29 protein-coding genes are annotated in these 19,742 nt (G+C 71.0%); 17 read left to right on the top strand and 12 right to left on the bottom strand.

The annotated features are described in order from the left end of the window. Window positions 1-8: 8 nt before the first annotated feature. Window positions 9-431 carry a hypothetical protein gene (locus ACQPXG_RS00980; RefSeq protein ID WP_433465672.1) on the top strand — a complete coding sequence of 141 codons (423 nt, stop codon included), beginning with the start codon at window positions 9-11 and terminating at the stop codon, window positions 429-431. Between the two features lie 13 nt (window positions 432-444). Here ACQPXG_RS00980 and ACQPXG_RS00985 read toward each other — a convergent pair whose 3' ends face one another. Continuing rightward, window positions 445-903, bottom strand: coding sequence for a MarR family winged helix-turn-helix transcriptional regulator (locus ACQPXG_RS00985; RefSeq protein WP_433465673.1), 459 nt, complete (start codon window positions 901-903; stop codon window positions 445-447). Between the two features lie 164 nt (window positions 904-1,067). On the opposite strand from ACQPXG_RS00985, the gene ACQPXG_RS00990 reads away from it, so the two are divergent. Further along, window positions 1,068-2,078: a pirin family protein gene (locus ACQPXG_RS00990; protein WP_433465674.1), complete on the top strand. Its 1,011-nt coding sequence runs from the start codon at window positions 1,068-1,070 to the stop codon at window positions 2,076-2,078. Between the two features lie 61 nt (window positions 2,079-2,139). Here the strand turns inward: ACQPXG_RS00990 and ACQPXG_RS00995 are convergent, their stop codons facing one another. Next, on the bottom strand, window positions 2,140-4,149 hold the full coding sequence (locus ACQPXG_RS00995; protein WP_433465675.1) for a hypothetical protein: 2,010 nt from the start codon (window positions 4,147-4,149) through the stop codon (window positions 2,140-2,142). A gap of 314 nt (window positions 4,150-4,463) precedes the next feature. Here ACQPXG_RS00995 and ACQPXG_RS01000 point away from each other — a divergent pair, with 314 nt between their 5' ends. The 3 genes from ACQPXG_RS01000 to ACQPXG_RS01010 all read left to right on the top strand — a co-directional run bounded on the left by ACQPXG_RS01000 (window position 4,464) and on the right by ACQPXG_RS01010 (window position 6,508). Further along, entirely contained in the window at window positions 4,464-5,648 is a 1,185-nt protein-coding gene (locus ACQPXG_RS01000) for an ATP-binding protein (RefSeq protein ID WP_433469880.1), read from the top strand. Window positions 5,649-5,933: 285 nt separating this feature from the next. After that, complete coding sequence (locus ACQPXG_RS01005; RefSeq protein ID WP_433465676.1) at window positions 5,934-6,173, top strand: hypothetical protein; 240 nt, start codon at window positions 5,934-5,936, stop codon at window positions 6,171-6,173. Between the two features lie 92 nt (window positions 6,174-6,265). Then, entirely contained in the window at window positions 6,266-6,508 is a 243-nt protein-coding gene (locus ACQPXG_RS01010) for a hypothetical protein (RefSeq protein WP_433465677.1), read from the top strand. A 32-nt stretch (window positions 6,509-6,540) separates the two neighbouring features. On the opposite strand, the gene ACQPXG_RS01015 is transcribed toward ACQPXG_RS01010, so the two are convergent. Both ACQPXG_RS01015 and ACQPXG_RS01020 read right to left on the bottom strand, forming a co-directional pair. After that, window positions 6,541-7,386: a MauE/DoxX family redox-associated membrane protein gene (locus ACQPXG_RS01015; RefSeq protein ID WP_433465678.1), complete on the bottom strand. Its 846-nt coding sequence runs from the start codon at window positions 7,384-7,386 to the stop codon at window positions 6,541-6,543. Then, a complete protein-coding gene (locus ACQPXG_RS01020; protein WP_433465679.1) occupies window positions 7,380-8,312 on the bottom strand; it encodes a hypothetical protein in 933 nt (310 codons plus the stop codon). Before ACQPXG_RS01020 ends, ACQPXG_RS01015 begins: the two co-directional genes overlap by 7 nt. Before the next feature lie 264 nt (window positions 8,313-8,576). On the opposite strand from ACQPXG_RS01020, the gene ACQPXG_RS01025 reads away from it, so the two are divergent. The 8 genes from ACQPXG_RS01025 (at window position 8,577) to ACQPXG_RS01060 (ending at window position 13,596) form a co-directional block, all read left to right on the top strand. Continuing rightward, window positions 8,577-9,056 (top strand): SigE family RNA polymerase sigma factor, encoded by a 480-nt coding sequence (locus ACQPXG_RS01025; protein ID WP_433465680.1) that lies wholly within the window; start codon window positions 8,577-8,579, stop codon window positions 9,054-9,056. 111 nt (window positions 9,057-9,167) lie between these two features. After that, entirely contained in the window at window positions 9,168-10,778 is a 1,611-nt protein-coding gene (locus tag ACQPXG_RS01030; RefSeq protein ID WP_433469881.1) for a long-chain fatty acid--CoA ligase, read from the top strand. 338 nt (window positions 10,779-11,116) lie between these two features. Further along, window positions 11,117-11,359 (top strand): hypothetical protein, encoded by a 243-nt coding sequence (locus ACQPXG_RS01035; protein WP_433465681.1) that lies wholly within the window; start codon window positions 11,117-11,119, stop codon window positions 11,357-11,359. Between the two features lie 69 nt (window positions 11,360-11,428). Further along, complete coding sequence (locus ACQPXG_RS01040; RefSeq protein ID WP_433465682.1) at window positions 11,429-11,659, top strand: hypothetical protein; 231 nt, start codon at window positions 11,429-11,431, stop codon at window positions 11,657-11,659. Next, window positions 11,656-12,156 carry a DUF6879 family protein gene (locus ACQPXG_RS01045; protein ID WP_433465683.1) on the top strand — a complete coding sequence of 167 codons (501 nt, stop codon included), beginning with the start codon at window positions 11,656-11,658 and terminating at the stop codon, window positions 12,154-12,156. The genes ACQPXG_RS01040 and ACQPXG_RS01045 overlap by 4 nt, the downstream gene beginning before the upstream one ends. A gap of 3 nt (window positions 12,157-12,159) precedes the next feature. Beyond that, window positions 12,160-13,002: a helix-turn-helix domain-containing protein gene (locus ACQPXG_RS01050; RefSeq protein WP_433465684.1), complete on the top strand. Its 843-nt coding sequence runs from the start codon at window positions 12,160-12,162 to the stop codon at window positions 13,000-13,002. Between the two features lie 60 nt (window positions 13,003-13,062). Continuing rightward, window positions 13,063-13,359: a hypothetical protein gene (locus tag ACQPXG_RS01055; protein ID WP_433465685.1), complete on the top strand. Its 297-nt coding sequence runs from the start codon at window positions 13,063-13,065 to the stop codon at window positions 13,357-13,359. A gap of 15 nt (window positions 13,360-13,374) precedes the next feature. Then, on the top strand, window positions 13,375-13,596 hold the full coding sequence (locus ACQPXG_RS01060; protein WP_433465686.1) for a hypothetical protein: 222 nt from the start codon (window positions 13,375-13,377) through the stop codon (window positions 13,594-13,596). Window positions 13,597-13,598: 2 nt separating this feature from the next. Here ACQPXG_RS01060 and ACQPXG_RS01065 read toward each other — a convergent pair whose 3' ends face one another. Further along, a complete protein-coding gene (locus ACQPXG_RS01065; RefSeq protein ID WP_433465687.1) occupies window positions 13,599-13,835 on the bottom strand; it encodes a GntR family transcriptional regulator in 237 nt (78 codons plus the stop codon). A gap of 232 nt (window positions 13,836-14,067) precedes the next feature. On the opposite strand from ACQPXG_RS01065, the gene ACQPXG_RS01070 reads away from it, so the two are divergent. From ACQPXG_RS01070 to ACQPXG_RS01080, 3 genes are all read left to right on the top strand, one after another. Beyond that, window positions 14,068-14,271, top strand: coding sequence for a hypothetical protein (locus ACQPXG_RS01070; protein ID WP_433465688.1), 204 nt, complete (start codon window positions 14,068-14,070; stop codon window positions 14,269-14,271). Between the two features lie 129 nt (window positions 14,272-14,400). Continuing rightward, entirely contained in the window at window positions 14,401-14,874 is a 474-nt protein-coding gene (locus ACQPXG_RS01075; protein WP_433465689.1) for a hypothetical protein, read from the top strand. Between the two features lie 8 nt (window positions 14,875-14,882). Beyond that, entirely contained in the window at window positions 14,883-15,302 is a 420-nt protein-coding gene (locus tag ACQPXG_RS01080) for a hypothetical protein (protein ID WP_433465690.1), read from the top strand. Window positions 15,303-15,389: 87 nt separating this feature from the next. Here the strand turns inward: ACQPXG_RS01080 and ACQPXG_RS01085 are convergent, their stop codons facing one another. Further along, entirely contained in the window at window positions 15,390-15,596 is a 207-nt protein-coding gene (locus ACQPXG_RS01085) for a hypothetical protein (protein ID WP_433465691.1), read from the bottom strand. 76 nt (window positions 15,597-15,672) lie between these two features. On the opposite strand from ACQPXG_RS01085, the gene ACQPXG_RS01090 reads away from it, so the two are divergent. Then, window positions 15,673-15,855 (top strand): hypothetical protein, encoded by a 183-nt coding sequence (locus ACQPXG_RS01090; RefSeq protein ID WP_433465692.1) that lies wholly within the window; start codon window positions 15,673-15,675, stop codon window positions 15,853-15,855. Between the two features lie 72 nt (window positions 15,856-15,927). Here ACQPXG_RS01090 and ACQPXG_RS01095 read toward each other — a convergent pair whose 3' ends face one another. From ACQPXG_RS01095 to ACQPXG_RS01120, 6 genes are read right to left on the bottom strand one after another with little or no spacing between them, the layout of a single operon-like run. Further along, a complete protein-coding gene (locus ACQPXG_RS01095) occupies window positions 15,928-16,140 on the bottom strand; it encodes a hypothetical protein (protein WP_433465693.1) in 213 nt (70 codons plus the stop codon). After that, the gene (locus ACQPXG_RS01100; protein WP_433465694.1) at window positions 16,137-16,904 is read right to left on the bottom strand and encodes a CHAP domain-containing protein; all 768 of its coding nucleotides are present in this window, start codon (window positions 16,902-16,904) and stop codon (window positions 16,137-16,139) included. The genes ACQPXG_RS01095 and ACQPXG_RS01100 overlap by 4 nt, the downstream gene beginning before the upstream one ends. Then, window positions 16,904-17,041 carry a hypothetical protein gene (locus tag ACQPXG_RS01105; protein WP_433465695.1) on the bottom strand — a complete coding sequence of 46 codons (138 nt, stop codon included), beginning with the start codon at window positions 17,039-17,041 and terminating at the stop codon, window positions 16,904-16,906. Before ACQPXG_RS01105 ends, ACQPXG_RS01100 begins: the two co-directional genes overlap by 1 nt. 8 nt (window positions 17,042-17,049) lie before the next feature. Then, window positions 17,050-17,418 carry a hypothetical protein gene (locus ACQPXG_RS01110; protein ID WP_433465696.1) on the bottom strand — a complete coding sequence of 123 codons (369 nt, stop codon included), beginning with the start codon at window positions 17,416-17,418 and terminating at the stop codon, window positions 17,050-17,052. Next, window positions 17,418-18,587 carry a hypothetical protein gene (locus ACQPXG_RS01115; protein WP_433465697.1) on the bottom strand — a complete coding sequence of 390 codons (1,170 nt, stop codon included), beginning with the start codon at window positions 18,585-18,587 and terminating at the stop codon, window positions 17,418-17,420. Before ACQPXG_RS01115 ends, ACQPXG_RS01110 begins: the two co-directional genes overlap by 1 nt. Beyond that, window positions 18,588-19,742 carry a hypothetical protein gene (locus tag ACQPXG_RS01120; protein WP_433465698.1) on the bottom strand — a complete coding sequence of 385 codons (1,155 nt, stop codon included), beginning with the start codon at window positions 19,740-19,742 and terminating at the stop codon, window positions 18,588-18,590.

Genomic DNA, 19,742 nt, shown 5'->3' on the forward strand with positions numbered 1-19,742 from the left:
GAGCCGGGATGGCGGAACCTCAGGAGAGGGACCTCCCAAGCCTCGAAGACGAGATCTTCGGGGTGGCGCACAGCGTGGAGGTCGAGCAGGCGGCGCACGCCCAGCCGAAGCTGCAGACGGACAAGGCGGAGGTCCTCGCAGAGCGCGCGCGGGCATTTCTCGGCAAAGACATCAAGGCGCTCTCGGCGGGCTTCGCGATGTTCGTGTTCGTCGACGCCGTGATGATGTACGCGCCACTGATGATGAGCCGCCGCCCGAGCCTGCTGCCGCAGTTCATCACGCTGCTGATGCTGGCGTTCGGGCTCGGCGGCCTGCTCGTCTGGAAGGTCGGCGGACGGTGGCGGACATTCGGCATCGGCATGATGCTCGCCTGGGGTTTCCTGACCCTGGTGTCCGTCGGCTTCCTGACCGGGGTGACCGTCCCGCTGTAGGACGGGACGCCGGCTACGTCGGGCCGAGGCGTTTGAGGACGATGCCGAAGGCGCGTCCGATCGCCTCAAGGTCCTGCGGTTCGATCACGTCGATGAAGAACGTCCGGACGGTCTCGACGTGGTCGCGGGCGGCGCGTTCCAGCGCGGCGAAGCCGTCGTCGGTCAGCTGCGCGAAGACGCCGCGTTTGTCGTTGGCGCAGCTGTCCCGCTTGACCAGGCCCTTGGTCTCCAGGCGGGAGCAGGTGTGCGACAGCCGGCTGCGGGACTGGCTGGCGTTCTCGGCGAGTTCCGCCATGCGCAGCCGCCGGCCGGGGGCCTCGGACAGCCGGACGAGGATCTCGTACTCCGACACCGAGAGGCCGTGCTTGGTCTTGAGGTCCCGGTCCATGATCTCGGTGAGCCGGACGCTGCCGTCCACGTATGCCCGCCAATCACGCTGCTGGGTGGCATCGAGCCAGCGAGGTTCGCTCATACCGGAAGTATAGACACATGTTGAAGTTTCAACTAATGCACGCTATCTTCACGGTAGCAGGACGGTGCGGAATCCGTCCGCGGAAATAGTTGAACCATCAACTACGTTACCGGTGGCAGTGCACCGCCCGGCCCGGACGGGCACCCGGACGAGGGGAGAACCCAATGCCTGCCGTGATGGCCGACCCGCTGACCCTGCCCCGCCTGCCGCTGCTGCCGGAGGACGGCACCGACTGGCGCCGCGTCGCCAAGGTCGTGACCGCGAAGCGCCACCTGGAGGGCGAGGGCTTCCAGGTCAGGCGCCCGTTCCCGGGCATCGACCTGTCGCTGGCCGACCCGTTCCTCCTCCTCGACCACATGGGCGCCGTCGAGTACGCGCCCGGCGAGGCGAAGGGCACCCCGTGGCATCCGCACCGGGGGTTCGAGACCGTCACCTACATCATCGACGGGGCGTTCCAGCACCAGGACACGACCGGCGGCGGTGGCCTCATCGCCGACGGCGCCACCCAGTGGATGACGGCCGCGTCCGGGATCCAGCACATCGAGCAGCCGCCGCCCGAGCTCGTCACCAAGGGCGGCCTGTTCCACGGCATCCAGCTGTGGGTCAACCTGCCGCGCGCCCAGAAGTGGGTCCCGCCGCGCTACCAGGACATCGAGGCCCGCGACGTCAAGCTGCTGTCCGCCGCCGACGGGTCGTCCCTCGTCCGCGTCATCGCGGGCTCCGTCGCCGGATACGACGGACCGGGCGCCACCTACACGCCGATCAACTACCTGCACGCGACAGTCGCGCCCGGAGCCAGGCTCACGCTGCCCTGGCCGCGCGACTTCAACGCGCTGGTGTACGTCCTCTCCGGCCGCGGGACGGCCGGCACCGAAGAGGCCGCGCTGGACGAAGGGCAGCTCGCCGTCTTCGCCGGCTCCCACCACAAGGGCGACGGTGACGGGCTCGTCGTCCGGGCCGCCGACAGCCAGCCGGTGGCCAGCGCCGGCGGATGGGAGATCCTCATCCTCGGCGGCCTCCCGATCCGGGAGCCGATCGCGCGCTACGGCCCGTTCGTCATGAACACCCGCGAGGAGATCGTCCAGGCGTTCGAGGACTACCAGGCCGGACGCATGGGCACCATCCCCGCCGAGAAGGTCCCGCACCAGACCGAGGCCGACGAACCGCTCGCCTGACCCCGCTCCCGGACCAGGGCCGTGAAAGGCCCGGGTCCGGAACGGCTCCGGCCCGCGGCGGCTAGCGGACGTCCCCCGCGCCCGGCTCCTCGATCTTCTCCTCGATCAGCTCGACCAGCCGCAGCTCGTACGGGGCGAACTCACCCGGCGCGGGTGCCCGGAGCCGCGCCCGGATCGCCGCGATCATGGGCGCGACCTCGCCGGACGCCGCCAGCGCCGGACCCGGCAGGCCCGCGAGCGAGTCGAGCATCCGGCTGATCCCGAGGCCCGCGTCGTCCTCGTCCTCGTCCTCGTCGTCGTCGGCGGGCGGGGCGGTCTGGAGACGCCGGAGGATCTCCCGCGCCATCACGTCCGCCGTCTCGGGCAGTCCGATCGCCGTGAGAGCGACCTCCGCGGCATGGCGAGTGTCGCGGTACGCCTCGCCGTCCTCCAGATGTTCCAGAAGCGTCGGTGTCGCGGGCGCGGCGTCCGGTCCGATCCCGGCCAGCGCCGTCATCAGCCGTCCCTTGACCGACTCGTTCGTCCACCAGTCCGTTTCCTTGGCCGGGACGGGAAAGGCGCGGAGCGCGCCGTGCAGTGCGGGGACGGCGGCGGCGCCGTGTTCCGCCAGGGCACGCTGCGTCAGCGCGCCCAGGAAGTTGCCGATGCCGGGAAGGCTCGCGATGAGGTCGTCGATCGTCGGGGCGGTCTCGCCGGTGAAGTGCGCGAGCAGGCGTGCGCCCGATCCCGGTTCGCCGGGGTGGCGGTCGAACATCTGGTAGACGGCGGTGGTGGCCCTGTCCCGTTCGAGCCGCTCCAGCTCGATCACCGCCCGTTCCCGCATCTCCTGGACGGTGCCGGAGATGACCAGGTCGGCCAGCGCGTCCACCAGGCCGGTGCGGTCGTCGTCCGGAATCTCGACCCCGGCGAGCACACGTAGCGCCGCGTCCACCGCCGGAAGATGGTCCCAGTGGTGGCGGAGGTCGTCTACGAGCGTGTCGATGTCGAGGGGGTTCGCGGCTCCGGCGGGCCGGCCGCCCCAGTGCCGCGTCAGCCCCTCGTGCTCCGACCACCGGAGGAGGTGCACCTGGCCGGCCCGCCCGCCCACCAGCCACCGGGTCCCGTCCCGGGAGCCGGCCGCGACGGTCAGTTCGGAGGCGTCCGCCGGGGTGAAGCGGGCGACGGGGCGGCGGTCGTGCACCCGCCACAGCGCGGCCGTCCCGTCGTGCGAGACGGACATCGCCAGGCCGGCGTCCGGGGCGAGCGCCAGGGCGGACACGCGGGCGGAGTGGGCGTCCCGGACGAGACCCAGGCAGTGCCCCGTGCTCGCGTCCCACCAGGTCAGCGCGCCGTCCCGGCCGCCGAGGACCACCAGCGGCCGGCCGGGGTCCGCCGCGATCGCCGTCGGCCGCGCGGGCGGGACGAGCGCGGCGATCCGCGCGCCGGTCGCCGCGTCCCGCACCACCATGTCCCCGCGCCGCGGGCACACCACGAGCCGCCCCCCGTCGCAACCTCGCATCAGCCCTTGCCGGACCGGCCCGTCCGGATCGCGCGAGGCCCACAGCAGTTCGGCGTCGGCGTGCCGGGTGGCGGACGCCTGCCGCCAGCAGCCCACCTCGCCGCCGGCGTCACCGGTGATGATCAGGCCGGCCGCGGTCAGCGCCGTCGCCTCGACCTCGCGGGTCCGGATCATTCCGCCGAGCGGGCCGAACAGGCCGATCCAGCCGCCCGCGCCCAGTTGCGCCAGGAGCGAGGCCCGCTCGTCGTGGTCGAAGAGGCGGCCGCCGTCGTAGGGCAGATGGCGCCATTCCATGGCCTCCGCGGCGATCGTCCACAGGATCGGATCGGGTCCCTGGGTGAGCAGTCCCGGGCGCACCGTGTCGGTGGTGAACGCCGCACCGGTGACGCGGCCATGGTGAGGGCCCCGAACCGAGGCGATCAGGTTCCCGTGGCGCAGGTCCCAGATGCCGACCTCGCCGGATCGGTCGCCGCTCGCGCCGTACCGCCCGTCCGGCGAGACGGCGACGGCGGTGACGGGGACGGGGACGGCGAACGGGGGCACGGAGAAGGACGGGGCGGCGTCGTTCGGCACCCGGAAGGTATACAGGCCCTTCAACGATCATGGCGAGCGAGATTCGGCCCGGCTCCGCCGTCTCATCGTCATCCGGGTTCGCGTGACGGGGGAGACCGCATGCGCTAGTGTGTTCGAATAGTCGAACAGAGGTTCGACGGGTTTGTTCGAACGCGCTCGCCCGGGGAGGCGACATGGTGGCCACGGCCATGAGAGGGGCCGAAGCTCCCGCGCACTGCGGGCGGCGGCGGGCGCGCGCGACACGCCGCAGTGTTTTCTACGCAAATCTACGGCCGCAGCTATATCGCCTCATAGAGTCCGAGAGCGTGGACCCCGTGCGCAACCCCTATGCCCCGGGCGCCGGGCAGCGCCCTCCGGAGCTGGCCGGCCGCGACCGCGAGCTCAAGCAGTTCGAGGTGGTGCTCGAACGCGTGGCCCGCGGCCGTCCCGAGCGCAGCATGATCGTCACCGGGCTGCGCGGGGTGGGCAAGACCGTGCTGCTCAACGCCTTCCGGTCGATGGCGATCCAGCGGCTGTGGGGGACGGGGAAGATCGAGGCCCGTCCGGACCAGTCGATCCGGCGGCCGGTCGCGTCCGCGCTGCACCGGGCCGTCCGGGAGCTGGCGCCCCGGCACCGCGCGCCCGACCGCATCGAGGACTTCCTCGGCGTGCTCAAGGCCTTCGCGCAGGCGGAGCCCGAGCCGTCCGGCAAGGGCAGGGCGCGGGTGCACCGCTGGCAGCCCGGCATCGACGTGCCCGCCGCGCGGGGACGCGCCGACTCCGGCGACCTGGAGATCGACCTCACCGAACTGTTCGTGGACGCCGCGTCCGTCGCGACGGACGTGGGCGTCGGCATCGCCCTGTTCGTGGACGAGATGCAGGACATCCCGGCCGACGACGTGTCCGCGCTGTGCGCCGCGTGCCACGAGCTGTCCCAGGTCGGCGGCCCGCTGATCGTGGTCGGTGCCGGGTTGCCGCACCTGCCCGCCGTCCTGTCGGCGAGCAAGTCGTACTCCGAGCGGCTCTTCCGGTACGCGCGGATCGACCGGCTCGACCGCGAGTCGGCCGACTTCGCGCTGCTCGCCCCGGCCGAGCGCGAGGAGGTCACCTTCACCGAGGACGCCCTCGACGCGCTGTACGGCGCGGCCGACGGCTACCCCTACTTCGTCCAGGCGTACGCCAAGGTCGTCTGGGACGTCGCACCCGACACCCCGATCACCGCGGACGACATCAAGGTCGCCGCGCCGGAGGCGGAGAGCGAACTCGCCGTCGGCTTCTTCGGCAGCCGCTACGAACGCGCGACGCCGGCAGAGCGCGACTACATGCGCGCCATGGCCCTGCTCGGCGACGACCCGGTGCCCACCGCGTCCGTCGCCGACGAACTGGGCCGCAAACCGTCCAGCCTGTCGCCCGCCCGCGACGGGCTCATCAAGAAGGGCCTCATCTACAGCGCCGAGCGCGGCATGGTCGCTTTCACCGTCCCGCACTTCGGCAAGTTCCTCCGCTCCCAGCCCACCTGACCTACCGCGCTATCGCGTTCTCTAGCGAAAACGCTAGAGAACGATAGAAAGCCGCAGTGAGTACTGTCGTCCGGCGAATATTCGGCTCTCTAGCGATAGCCGTAGAAAGCCGTAGATTCCGCTCGCCTGCCCTCTGGGCTTCTCTAAGGCTTTCTAGAATTCATTGTATAAAGCCCTAGATTCTCGCAGAGCGAGGCTGAGCGGCCTGGGTGTTCCCGAGGTCAAGTGGGTAAGACCCACGCCGTGCGCCCATAGGTGGGCGCGGACGCAGAAGCCGAGGGAAACATGACAGACCGATTCCGTGGCCAGGACCCGGACAACGAATTCTCCAGCGAGGACGAGTACGGCAGCCGCGACCAGATGTCCTCCTCCATGCACGACGAACCGTCGTTCTCCATGCACGACGAATCGGCGATGCAGCAGGAACAGGGCGGCCGGGCAGAGCAGCCGGAGGGCGCGTTCATGCCGGACGACGGCGACTACTCGTCCGACACGGAAGAGGACGACGCCGGAACCGACTGGTGAATTGACGACGCCCTGCGCGTTGCCGTCCACGGTCATCCGGGTACGAGACCACTGGCGACCCGCGGCGGGCATCTGGCGATGTCGGGGGACACATGGCAGTGCGAGGCCGGCTCGGCGGCCACGAGGCGGACGACGGACTTCTCGGCGAGAACGAGATCCGCGCCCTGGTGGTCGGCTACGACGAGTCCGCGATGCGGCAGGATCAGGGCGGCCGCCCGACGGTCCTCGCCTCGGAGAACCGGCACATGATCCGGTTGCGGGGAATGCTGCGCGCCCGGACGCGGCGGCTCCTCGCCCGGCAGGCGCGGGGGAACGGCACGCAGCCGTTCTTCTGAGCCGAGCCGGCCCGCCGGGAATCGCCGGCCGGCTAGTGGACGTGTCCGAGAAGGCGCTCGATGGCGGGGGCCTCCGGCGCCACGATCGCCGACCGGACCGTCCGGTCGCGGGCGGCGGTCGACACCGCGAACACGATCTCCACGTCCCGGCCGCCCGGAAGCCGGGCCGGAAAGACCACGAAACGCCAGCAGCCCTCCCGCCACACGTCCAGCGGCACGGCGCTCGCGATCACGTTCTCGTGCGCGACCCACGCGCGGCTGTCGTGGAGCGTCGCGTACGTCTCGGACATCGGGCTGCGCCGCCGCTCGCACGGGACGGCGTCGCGCGGCGTCCGGCGTCGCCCGGCCAGCTCCGCCAGCTCCGGGGACAACGCCGCGAACAGCGCGAGCTCGATCGCGAACACCAGCCCGACCAGCGCCTGGACGTTCCGGAGCACGTCCACGCCCGCGTGCGGCGCGCCGAGCGAGGCGACCGCCGCGCAGGTGAACAGCACCGCCCGCAGCACGCTCCTGCGGTCCACCTTCTTGCCGCTGAGCGCGCCGAAGCAGCCGCATCCGGCGTCCGGCCTCCGCACCCGCAGCTCACCGACCACCCAGGTCGCGGCGGCGAACGCCACCGTCGTCGCGAGCCGCACCGACAGATGGGAGGTCATCAGCAGCGCCAGGCCCAGGCCGCCCTCGCCGATGCCGAGCCCGACCGTCATCCCCCGGCTGCCGCGCAGCGCCGTCAGCCGCGCGAGCCCGGCCGGCACCGGCACGCCGTGCACGTGGTCGGGCGCGTCCGCCGGCAGTTCGCGCAGGGCCAGTTTCGCCACGCACGCCGTGAGCAGCACCGCCGCCAGCAGCAGCACCTGCGTGTTCTGGATCGCCGTCACCATGGCCCCGTCACGGCCGCGTTGAAGCAGCCGGCCTCCAGTTCGCCGCCGAGCCCCGCGAACGCGGTCGGTGTCAGCTCCACGATCCGCCCACGCGGGGACGCGCCGCACTCCACGCACCGGTCGCAGAACCGGGCCGCGGTGCAGCCGCACTCGATCACCGGCAGCGGCGCGGAGCGTCCCGCGCACTCGTTGCGCACGGTGACCTCGCTGCCGAGCGACAGGCAGGGGAAGGGCACACAGCCGGACGGGGCGTCCGCGCATCCCCCGGCGTCCCCCTCGGAATCGACCGCCGGGTAGGACGCCCCGTCCCGCTCCTCCCCCTCGACGCCCCCGAACCAGGTCGCCGTCCCGCGCAGGACCTCCGGCACGGGCGCGGCGGACTCCGGCGCGGCGAGGTCCTCCACCCGGTACCCGGGCTGCGACGTGCCGGGACGCACCGCCTGCGGCCCGCCCGGGGACCGGACGCAGATCACGTCGATCAGGTATCCGGGTTCCAGGCGCGGATGCCGGACCAGCACTCGTCCGAGGGCGTGCGGGGGGATCACCACATGGGCGCGCCCGCGGTGGGGTCCCATGTCCACCTCCACGGTGTCCCGTCCGCACGCCACGATGGTGCCGCTGACCCGGCCGATGCCGACCCAGATCCGCTCGGCGAAGCCGATGCCGGGGGTTCTGTGCCGGACGACCACGGGGCGGCCCGGGCGGAGCGCGGCGAGGCCCCCGCGCCCGCCGTGCCAGACCACGGTGTCCTCGCTCATCGCGAGGCGCACCTCCGTGCCGCCCGCGGCGAGGACCAGCAGGTGCGGGCTCGCGTCGAGGACGATCCCGCCGACCGCGCTCCGGCCGCCGGCGGCCGGACGCTGAGCGGCCCCGAACACCGCCTCGCGGTGGCGGCGGCGCACTTCACGGCGTTGGGAAGGCGGCATCGCGGCTCTCCGGCATCGATCATCGTCACGCTGGGCGACTGCTGTTAAGACAGTGAGTCAAGAGTCACGGCCGGTGACCCCGCTGTCGACGGATTTGTCGCGATAAGTCAGCCAGTGGAGGACGTCTGATCTACCTCGGTTGAAGATTATGCACTGGTTGACCCGGATATGTATTTTCTGTAGACCCGAAATTACGGTCGCCATGCGATCGTCGACCGTACCGGGAGTCGGCGGCGGCTCCACAACCCCTGGTCCGGTGATGGAGTGAGCGGAACACGGCACGAGGAGTTCCGCGAGTACGTGGCGGAACGCGGCGCGGTGCTGCTGCGCGCCGCCACCCAGCTGACCAGTGACCGTACCGAGGCCGAGGACCTCCTCCAGGCCGCCCTCGCCAAGACCTACGTCGCCTGGGACCGCATCGAGGACCGCTCCGCCGTCGACGGCTACGTCCGCCGGGCCATGGTCAACACCCAGATCTCCTGGTGGCGCCGCCGCAAACTGGACGTCTACCCCACCGACCAGCTGCCTGACCGCCCGGTGGACGACCACACCGACCGCAGCGAGATGCGCGACGCCCTCGGCCGCGCCCTCCGCCGCCTCCCCGAACGCCAGCGCCTCGCGGTCATGCTCCGCTATTACGAGGACATGTCCGAGCGCGAGATCGCCGAAGTCCTGGGCGTGAGCGTGGGCACCGTGAAATCCACCGTCTCCCGAGCCATGACCCGACTCCGCGAGCTGTATTAGCCCAGAGGGCCCTTTGTTCGACGTGGCTCGTGACGGGGCTTCCGGGGGTCGTGTCCCTGGGGGAAACTGTCTGGAACCGCTGCGAGCTGGAGGTGCGCTGTGTGGAGCACCATGCAGGACTTTCCGTTGACGATTACGACGATCATGCGGTTCGGGGCCGGGGTGTTCGGGGACGCCGAGGTCTCGACGTGGACGGGGGACGGGGCCCGGCGGCGGAGCTACGCGGAGGTCGGTGAGCGCGCCGCCCGGCTGGCGGGTGCGCTGCGCGCGCTCGGGGTGGACGGCGACCATCGCGTCGCCACGTTCATGTGGAACAACACCGAGCATCTGGAGGCGTACCTGGCGGTCCCGTCGATGGGGGCCGTCCTGCACACGCTGAACCTGCGGCTCTTCCCGGACCAGCTCGTCTACATCGCGAACCACGCCGAGGACCGTGTCGTCATCGCGGACGGGTCGCTGATCCCGCTGCTGGCGCCGGTGCTGTCGGAGCTCAAGACCGTCCGGCACGTGATCGTGGTCGGGGCGGGCGACACCGCGCCGCTGGAGGGCGCCGGCAAGGAGCTGCACCACTACGAGGACCTGCTCGCGGCGGCGCCCGCGGACTTCGACTGGCCGGAGATCGACGAGCGGTCGGCGGCGGCGATGTGCTACACGAGCGGGACGACCGGGAACCCGAAGGGCGTCGTGTACTCGCACCGGTCCGCGTACCTGCACTCCATGGCGACGTGCACGGGCAACGCGATCGGGTTGAGCGCGTCCGACATCGTCCTGCCGGTGGTGCCGATGTTCCACGCCAACGCGTGGGGGCTGCCCTATGCGGCGCTGATGGCGGGCGCGCCGCTGATCATGCCGGACCGGTTCCTGCAGGCGGAGCCGCTCGTCCGGCTCATCGAGGCCGAGCGTCCGACGGTCGCGGGCGCGGTGCCGACGATCTGGTCGGACGTGCTGCGGTACACCAGGGAGCACGGATCCGATCTGAGCTCGCTGCGGCTCGTGCCGTGCGGCGGGTCCGCGGTGCCCGAGTCGCTGATGCGCGGGTTCGACGAGATCGGGGTCCGGATCGTCCAGGCGTGGGGGATGACGGAGACGTCACCGGTCGCCTCCGTCGCGCACCCGCCTGTCAAGGCGACGGGTGAAGAGGTCTGGCGGGCGCGGGTCAGCCAGGGCCGCGTCCTCGCCGGGCTGGAGATGCGCATCGTGGGCGACGGCGACGTCGTGCTCGCGAACGACGGCGAGGCCGTCGGGGAGGTCGAGATCCGCGGGCCGTGGATCACCGGCGCCTACCATCTCGACGAGGACCCCGGGAAGTTCCACGACGGGTGGCTGCGCACCGGAGACGTGGGGACGATGTCGCCGGACGGCTTCCTCGTCCTCACCGACCGGGCGAAGGACGTCATCAAGTCGGGCGGCGAGTGGATCTCGTCGGTGGAGCTGGAGAACCATCTGATGGCGCACCCGGACGTCGTCGAGGCGGCCGTGGTCGGCGTCCCCGACGACCGCTGGCAGGAGCGGCCGCTCGCGTCCGTGGTCCTCCGGGACGGGGCCGACGTCTCAGCGGCGCGGCTGAAGGAGTTCCTCGCCGGAAGGATCGCGAAGTGGCAGGTTCCGGAGCGCTGGGCGTTCATCGCCGAAGTGCCGAAGACGAGCGTCGGCAAGTTCTCCAAAACAACTCTGCGGCGTCAGTACGCGGACGGCGAGCTTACGGTCGAGACCGTCACCTGACCGGCCGAGATTCCTCTTCTACGACGACGAGCCCGCGCGCCGTTCGGCGGTTGCGGAGATCTGGCGGCGGTGCCTTCGCCGGGCGCTCGGCTGGACGGCGTTGGCGGCGTGGTGCGCGACGCTGATCTACCTGGCCGGCGTGATCGGCTACATGTAGGCCGGCTGACCGGACCCGGACGGACGGCACACCGGCCCGGCCCCGCGGGCGTCGCATCCGCATGAATCAGGTACGCAGGTCTCGAGTTCTGCTCGCCGTCGCCGCGGCGGCGCTCCTGGCATCCGGATGCGGTGAGAGCGGCGCGCCGGCGGCCGCCAGCTCGCCCACCCCGCCGCCGTCCGTGTCCTTCGACAAGGCGACCGTGCGGGCGTGCGGGTACGCGAAGAAGGCGCTCGCCGGCGCAGATGATGCCTCGGACAAAGCGGCGGCGGACGCGGTGTCCGTGGCGTCGACAAGCGATGTCACCGCGCTGCGAGAGCTCGCGGAGAAGTACGCACCGACCGGGTCACGCCTGGACATGGTCACCACGCAGACGGGTGCGACGAAGATCGGCACGTGGTGTATCGATCACGGGATGGGCTGAACGGCTTGACCCTGCGTGCACGGTCGGGCGACGCTCGGACACCCATGCACACCATCAGGGAGGACGACCATGGATGACATCGAGTACCTCGGCAAGTGGGGCGGCAGCCCGGACGGCGACAGCCCCACCGTCTGGCGCAGCCGAAGCACGGGCGAATACTTCATGCAGGGGTACGCCGTCGACGAGGCCCTCGTCCGTGAGCAGCTGCTCCCCAAGGCCGGGAAGGACGCCGTGCCGCCCGGCGAGCTGGTGATCCGGTTCCCCGCGGACATGGCCGAGTTCTTCCAGGACGGCCGGTGACCGTACCTACCCCCGTCGATTTCGTCGCCAGCGCAGAACGCAGCGCGCGGCGCCTGGAGATGCGGGACGGCTACATGACCTCCGACCCCTGGTATCAGGCGTGGCAGGAGGGCCGGTTCGCCGAATACGACGCGCCGCGGCCGTGGCTGGACCTGATTCGGGAGGTCACCGGCCGCGGCGTGCTGGTCTGGCGGGCCCGGATCGTGTCCGAGCCCGTCTCTGACTACATCCGGTTCGAGCACGCCACCACCGCGGGCAACATCGCAGCCGGCGAACAGGTGCGGTGGCTGCCGCGCCCGCGTGCGGCCACGCTCGCGTTGCCGGGCACCGACTGCTGGATCGTGGACAGCAAGGCTGTGCTGTTCAGCCACTACACCGGCGACGGCGAGGTGGCTGGCCGGGAGTTGGTCACTGACCCCGACGTGGTGAAGCTGTGCGGCTCAGCGTTCGAGGCGGCATGGCACCGTGGCATCGACCATCAGGACTACCAGGTGTAACTCGTGCCCTCGTCATCCAGTGCGCAGGCCGCCCGGCAGGGCCTCGCGGACCGGCTACGGGAGATCCGCGTCGGTGCCGGTTTGACCGGAGTTGCCCTCGCGCACGCAACGGGCTGGGATCGTACGAAGGTGAGCAAGCTCGAACACGCGGTCACCGCCCCGTCCGCCGGCGACATCCGGCAGTGGTGCCGAGCATGCGGCGCCGACGATGAGGCCGAGGAGCTCGTTGCGGCGCTCGTCGCCTCCGACTCCATGTGGACCGAGTGGCGGCGGATGGAGCGCGCCGGGCTCCGCCAGGCGCAGGAGTCCGTCCTGCCCCTCTGGGACCGGACCAGCCGTTTCCGGATCTACTCCCCGTGGCTCGTCCCAGGGCCCGTGCAGGCCGAGCCGTACATCCGGGCACTCCTCACCGGTGTGCAGCGGCGCCGCGGCCTGGTCGACGACGTGGACGCCGCCACGGCCGTCCGTGTCGCCAAGCAGGACGTGATCCATAGGGCGGGCCGGCGGTTCGCCGTCCTCCTGGAGGAGGCCGTGCTGCGGTACCGGATCGGCGGCCCGGACGTCCTCCGCGCCCAGCTCGAACATCTGCTGGCCGTGATGGACCTCCCGGCCGTGTCGCTCGGGATCGTCCCGCTCGACGCGGACCGGACGCTGCTCCGCCCCGTCGAGATGTTCTTCATGTTCGACGACGAGCTCGTGTCTGCCGAGTTCGTGTCCGGGGCGCTGCGGGTCACGGCGCCGGGCGAGGTGCGGCAGTACGGCGAGGCGTTCGACGTCCTCGCCGGGATGGCAGTGAACGGCGACCAGGCGCGCGCGCTCATCCGGGACGCGCTCGCGGCGCTGTAGTGCTGCACACATCTGCACACTCGTAGACCCGTCACATGACTGCTGCTTAGCGTCACGGTCATGGGTGACAGCGCATCCGATCTTCAGCCCCCAGATCCGGTGGCCACCTCGAACCGGGCCATAACCGGGTTCGACGTGTACATGCTGGACGGCGGCCGCTGGCGCGCCGTCCACAAAACCGACCGCTCCCTGGCCGTCGAGCACGACGATTGGGAAGAGCTGTTCATGGTCTGCGCCGGCATCCGGGTGCGCCACCAGCTTCAGCAGGCCACCGATGAACTGACTGAGCGGCGTCTGTGCGCACGCGAGGACGGCCGGACGCTGCTCGCGGGCCCGGGGAGCGGGATCAATGTCTGAGCAGGCGAGGCAGCGATGACGCTCGGCCCGCTGGAGAACACTGCCGTCATCGACCCCGAGCCGATCCGGGCTGTCGAGGCCCGCCGGATCTGCGACCAGTACGGAGCCGTGGTGTGGTTCGGATACTTCACCCGCCGCTGGTGGGCCTTGGTCGACCAGCATGCCCTCGTCCAGGGCGCGACCCCGGACCGGCTCGGCCAGGCCATCATGGCGGCGCGGCGGAGGTTGGCGGCATGAGCTCAATCGCCCAGGACGTACGAGCCCTTCCCGCGCACGGTTTGCACAAGCCCGGCCTCCCGCAGGGCCCGGACGGCTTCACGCGCCGTCTTCCGGGAGACGTCGAACTCCTCGCACAGCGCCGTCTCGGAAGGGATCGGCCGGTTCGGCGAGTAGACGCCGGCCTCGATGCGTCCCCGGATGACGGCGGCGATCTGCTGGTAGATCGGATCGGGCCCGTACAGGTCCACGCTGGTCACCTTCGCAACGTAGACGTGTCGCTACGTAGCTCCCCGTCCCCTCATGAGGGTAGACAAGTGGAGACGGGCGGTGACATGTTCGTCACCGCACCCCTTGATCGTCGTGCGGCCGCCCGCCCGGACACCCCGGGAACCGATTGGCGGGGGCCGTGCGACTCGACGCGTGCCGGTCGCGTGGATGCGCTGTCCCCTAAACAGCCACGAAACGCGGCCGGCGCGCCCGGGAGCTGCGATGACTGACGGCGGGCGGAAGGTGTACGGGAAGAACGGCGTGTTCATCGTCGCTGAGGAGCCGTCCGGGGACGTCATCGGCGCGTTCTACGCCCTCGAAGGGGAGCCAGGCTGGTGGCGCGGCCACGCCTACGGGCGGGTGCGGAGGCTGTTCCTGCCAGCCGCTGAGCCGCTGAAGGTCGCCGAGCGGTTCATGCAGCGGTGAGCCGGGGCGGCGGCTCGCGGAACGGCACTCCAGTCGACCCGCCGCCCCCTACGACCCCGCGGCCCGGGCAGCACGCGCGCACGCCCTGGCCGCGGTTCCAACCATGAGGCGCGCCACGGGAGGTCAAGGATGACCATCACCACCGAACGGGCGGAAGTAGCCGCCAAGGACCCGCGCGAGCTCGTTCCGCCGGACGTGTGGGACTTCCTCGTCGAGGACCTGCGCAGGTACCACCACGTCACCCGCGAGTACGCCGAGCGGATGATGGGCCAGGCCCTCGTCTTCCTGAAGGCCCAGGCCGAGATCGTCAAGGCCCGCCGCGAGCAGCGCCCGTGGACGCGGATCGTCCCGACATCCCCCGTCGACCCGGCATGGCACGCGTTCATCCTCAGGTCACAGGCGTACGGTGACTTCTGCCAGGCGCACGCGGGCGAGTACATCCACCACGTCCCCTACCAGGACGAGGCCATGCTCGACGGGTCGGCCCTGGAAGCGACCATCCCGCAGCTGGAGGCGACCGGGTACCGGGTGGACGTCGCGTTCTGGCACGGCGAGCGGTCCCCGTGCTGCCCGCCGGAGTGCAACGACATGGGCGGGAAGTGACGCGCTAGATGCACCAGATCGCGCCCGACACGACCAAGCCGTCGACCGTCCAGCCGACGCACTTCCACTGCTACCGGTGGTCGGGCAGCGGGCAGGAATGGGACCGGATCATGCGGACGGACACGCTCGACCTGAACTCCCCGGACCGGCCGCCCGTCCGGACGGTCGAATGGCTGAACAAGTCGGCGCGGCTCATCGCCGCCACCCACGGCGAGCCGAAGGACGCCCGGGACTGGCTGCTCGGCGAATGGGACCAGGCGTGCGAGAAGGCGCTCAACCCGGTCCCCGACTGGGTGAGCCGCGAAGACCGCGGGGACCGTGCGCTGCGCGCGATCGAAACGGGCTGCTGGCCGTCCTACAGCCAGTGGCTTGCCGGCGGGACGATCGTGCTCATGTCCGTCGTCGGCACGGACCGGAACTGCCACTGAGCACGACGAGGAACGCCCCCGCCCTCTTCAAGGAGAGCGGGGGCGCTTCGCTATGTAGGCAGGCCGCACCGCCCTCTCCAAGCCCGTCTACCGCCGGTTCGGATGCCCGCCGAGGTGCGGGTGGTACGGCGCGTATCGGACGGTCTCGACCTTGTTGGCCAAGCAGAACGAGCATTGCAGCGTGCGGTGTCCCTTGTGTTCGCCCCACGCCCCCGAGCACGTGCACGGCGCCCACCCGCGAATCACCTGGCCCGGCTCCAGCTTGCGGAGGCAGACCGGGCAGTCGTCGAACATGCGTTCACGATAGGTCAGGAATCCGCGCAGGTCACCAGGGGGGCCCGCATGTTTCCGCAGGTCGTAGCCTGTCTTCATGCGGTGGGTAGGGCCTCGTGGCTGGGACGTCGAGCTGATCCGGCTCGACGGGCGGCCCGTGCTCCGCGCCCGGCAGCATCGGTGCCTGGTGGACTACTGCGCGAGCGTTCCCGCGCTGGAGCTCGTGCTCACCCGCGCCGGACTCACGACCGCCGACCTGGTCGAGGTGCTCCGGACATGACGAAACGGCCCCGCCTCCCGAAGGAGACGGGGCCGTTCACGTGGGGCGACCTCGGGGGCCGCCGCCCCACGATCAGGGCTGCCGGTAGCCGGGCAGCGTGTCAGCGTCGGTGGTCTTGTTGGGGGTGGCGATGACGCCGAGCGCGACGAGCACGGCGATACCGATCACGATGCCCTCGCCGGCGTCCACGTACCCGTCATCGGCGGCGGCCTGGACGGCGAGGAGCACCGGGCCGCACCCGGCGATGACGCCCTTCCAGTACTTGCTGATCCGCAGCACGATCACACCGCCTTCAGGGTGAGCTTGCCCTGCACACGGGCGACTGCGGCGTGCAGCTGCGCGAAGGCCCACCCGTCCACCTGATCCCCGTACTTCGGCCCGGCCTCCGACCCGACCGACTTGCGCACGAGGCGCAGTGCCTCGGCCGTCTTCGGCCCGTACTCGCCGTCCGTCTTGCCGAGCGTGGCGCCCTGCCCGGCCGCGCGGATCAGCTCCTGGAGGGCCTTCACGGCCTGGCCCTCGTCGCCCTTCTTCAACCCGATCAACGGGTCCTCCTCCCCGGCGGCGGACGATCCGCTGCCGCTGTAGTCCGGTCGTCCCAGACCGGCGATCACGTCGGCCGAGCGCACGCGGCGGCGCACCCCGTCGCTCGTGTTTGCCTCGATGGTCTGGAGTCGCCCGCCGCCGAGCACCTTCTCGACGAGGCCCACGTGATCGATCGCGCCGATGACGTTGGTGGCGCCCCAGTCGAAGAACACGACGTCGCCAGGCTTGGCCTCGTTGACGTTCGCGGTCGTCCCGGCGTGCCAGCGCCCGGCGTTCTTGAAGTCCTGCGCGTGGCTCACCGTGTAGGCGCGGTCCCCGGCCGGCAGGACAGCGTCAGCGTTGTCGCTGTGCCGCGCCCAGTAGGTCACGCCCATGTCGCACCACGCCGCGCGCAGGTACTCGTCCCCGTGCCGGGACGCGTATTCGCGGGTGATCTTGTTGGGGCGGCCCGTCATGCCCAGGCACTTGCGCGCCTCGGCGAGCATCCCGGCAGCGGTGCCCATCAGCCGGCCACCTCCCGGAAGATGCCGTAGCCGTCCGGCGGCCCGTACAGGCCCTCCAGGACGGTCTCCTCGTCGGCCTCCGTCGCCTGCGCGCGGTCGTGCGGCGCCGGCGGCATCGGCTCGATTTCCTGACCCATGACCCTCCTCAGTTGACGATGATCGCGACGACGCCGATTGCGCCGCTGATGACGCCGAGCACGACCGTGACGACGATGGCCGTGATGTTGATCTTCCGATCGGCGCGCTTCTGGTCCGCCGCCCGCTGCTCGGCCGCCTCCGCGCGCAGCCGCGCATCCCGGGCGTCCAGCTCGTCCCGCGTCACCCTGGTCCGGTCGATCTCGTCGACCCGATCGTCCAGGCGGCGGACGTCGGCCTGAAGGTCGTCGGTGCGCCGGGCGGCCTGCTGCTGCTCCTGGAGCACGAGGCGGATGTCGCCCTCGATCCGCGCGAGCGCCGTCATGACCTCCCCGCGTAGCATCGCCAGCTCGGTTCCCGATGACGTGTCGTCGGTCATCAGACCCCGTCCCAGATGAGTTCGAGTCGGCATTCGAAGCCGGCTGTTGTGTCCACCGCGGTGATCGCGGACTCGGTCGAGTACCACAGCTGGAGCTCGATGAAGTCGCCCTCGCCCGCGTACACCCACCACGACGATGCGGCGAGCTTCGGGGCGCTCGACGTGCTCGTCGGGACGAACACCTCCTGGCCCTCGTAGATGACGCCGATGTCGACCGCGCCCGCGTTGACGGCGATGCTCGGGATGACCACGAGGCCGGCCGCGCCGGTCCCGAACAGCGACACGGCGGCTGTGATTTGCCACCACCCGTACCAACCCGGCGGGACGATCCACTTCGTCGGCTCGGCCGGGCTGTTGTTTCCCGCCCAGCCGCCGTACGGGTCCTCGTCGACCTGATTCCACGTCAGGGCCTGGGTGGTGCCCTCGGCCACGGTCAGGGCGGTGGTGCGGCGCGCCCGGAAGTTCGGCGGCTTCAGGATCGCGGCGAGCGGGTCACGGACCTGGGTATTGAACACGTCCACCACGTCTTGGCCGACCGGGACGCCGGGCAGGAACACCGGGACCTTGGGGGCGAGCGGCAACGACGGGTCGAACATCGACAGCGTGACCTTGACGTTGTCGAAATCTCTCGTGTTCTCCTCTGGCCCGAAGCCCCCGAAATGGATGGCGCGAACGTCGCTGGCCGTCTTGCCCGTGGTCATCACGGGCGGCATCTCCGACCCGTCCAGCCACACCTTCAGCCACCACGTGGTGCCGCCGAAGTAGACGACGGCGCGCAGGTGGTAGTACTGCCCCGGCGTGATGGCCGCCTGGGCGTTGTTGGCGTTGTTGATGTCCCACCACAGGCGGCCGTCGGCGGTGTAGTTCACGAACAGGTCCGCATGATCCACGCCGGTCCGGTTCTGGATCGTGACCCAGGGCGAGTTCCCCGAGGTGTGGGCGATCTGCCGGACGTCGCACTCCACCATCGCGTACGGGTAGCCGTCCGGCAGGGTCGTGTCCGACAGGCTCATGACGCCGGCGGTGGACACGGTGGCGGTCTGCCGAACCCCGTAGGTCCCGGTGAACGCCGCGGCCGGGGTGACGACCACGGCGGCCGTCTCGTTGCTCCAGGTCGCCCCGAGCGGCGGCCCGGTCTCGAAGTCGTCGCTGAAGGTGTAGGGCGCCATCTACAGGCCCCGCCACACGACGATCAGCCGCGAACTGTCCCCGGTCCCGGACTTGACGGTGACGTTGTTGCCCTGCGGCCGCATCTGGATCTCCACATAGTCGCCCGCGTTCAGGCGGATCTGCGCGCACGCGGGCAGCGCTGTACCCAGCGACGAGGGGCCCGGCTCGCAGGAGGTGCCCGCGTAGAAAGTCGTCCCGTTCACCGCCAGGCGGGACGCCCTGTACCCGGTGGCGCCGACTGGTTCGTTGACGGCGGCGAGCCCGTACACGAAGTACAGGCCGGGCCGGGGCGCGGTGTAGCGGGTGTTGTTCGTGACGGTGGAGTGGCCGTCGTAGTTGTCGAACGACCCGGCGGGCATCTGGATCGACGTCCACGCCCCGGAGGTGAGCGTCTGCGTCGTGGTCCGGGAGTCGACCCGCGCCGCCGGCGGAAACCGGAGCCACCGGACCACGTCCCGGATGTGGGTGTTCAGCGGCACCTGCCCGGCGCCGGCCAGGCTCGCGGTCAGCAGGTCATCGGCCGTCCACGTCCGCGGGAAGGACGGGGCTGCCACGAGGTCGCCGGTATTCGAGCACGCCCACCGCATCGCGAACTGCGGCACCTTCGTGGTGCTCGACTGCGTCGCGATGGTGCCGCCAGAGTTCTGGTAGGCCATCATCTCGACGTACTGCGACGACCCGGTTTGGACGCGGAGCAACTCGCACGCCATCATCGTCGCCGCGTGCCCGGACCCGAGCGGCAGCTTCGCGCCCTCGTAGATGGTGCCGCCGTTCAGGCGGAACCCCGCGATGCCGGCACCGGAGGCGGCCGACCCGAGCGGCACCATGCCGACGCACAGGTACCAGTCGTCGCCCGCGGGGGTGCTGTCGGCGGCGACGCGGGACGGGTTCGAGCTGTCGGAGTGCCCGGCGTGATAGTCGACGATCTCCCCGACGCTGATCGGCGTCCACGTCGAGGTCGCGATGTTCTGGGCGCCGGCGAGCCCTTGGAAGAACGCGGTCCGCCGGTGGAGGGCGACTGCGGCGCCGACGTTGTATTCCAGGTCGTTGGCGGTGACCGCCGACCCGGCCGCCGCGGGGGCGAGGTCGGTGAAGGTGGTCGGGGTCGCGATGGGGGCGCCCATGGTTCGCCCGGACGGCATGGTCAGCAGCAC

Source organism: Spirillospora sp. CA-128828 (genome assembly GCF_050945415.1).
In the GTDB taxonomy this organism is placed as follows: Bacteria; Actinomycetota; Actinomycetes; order Streptosporangiales; family Streptosporangiaceae; genus Spirillospora.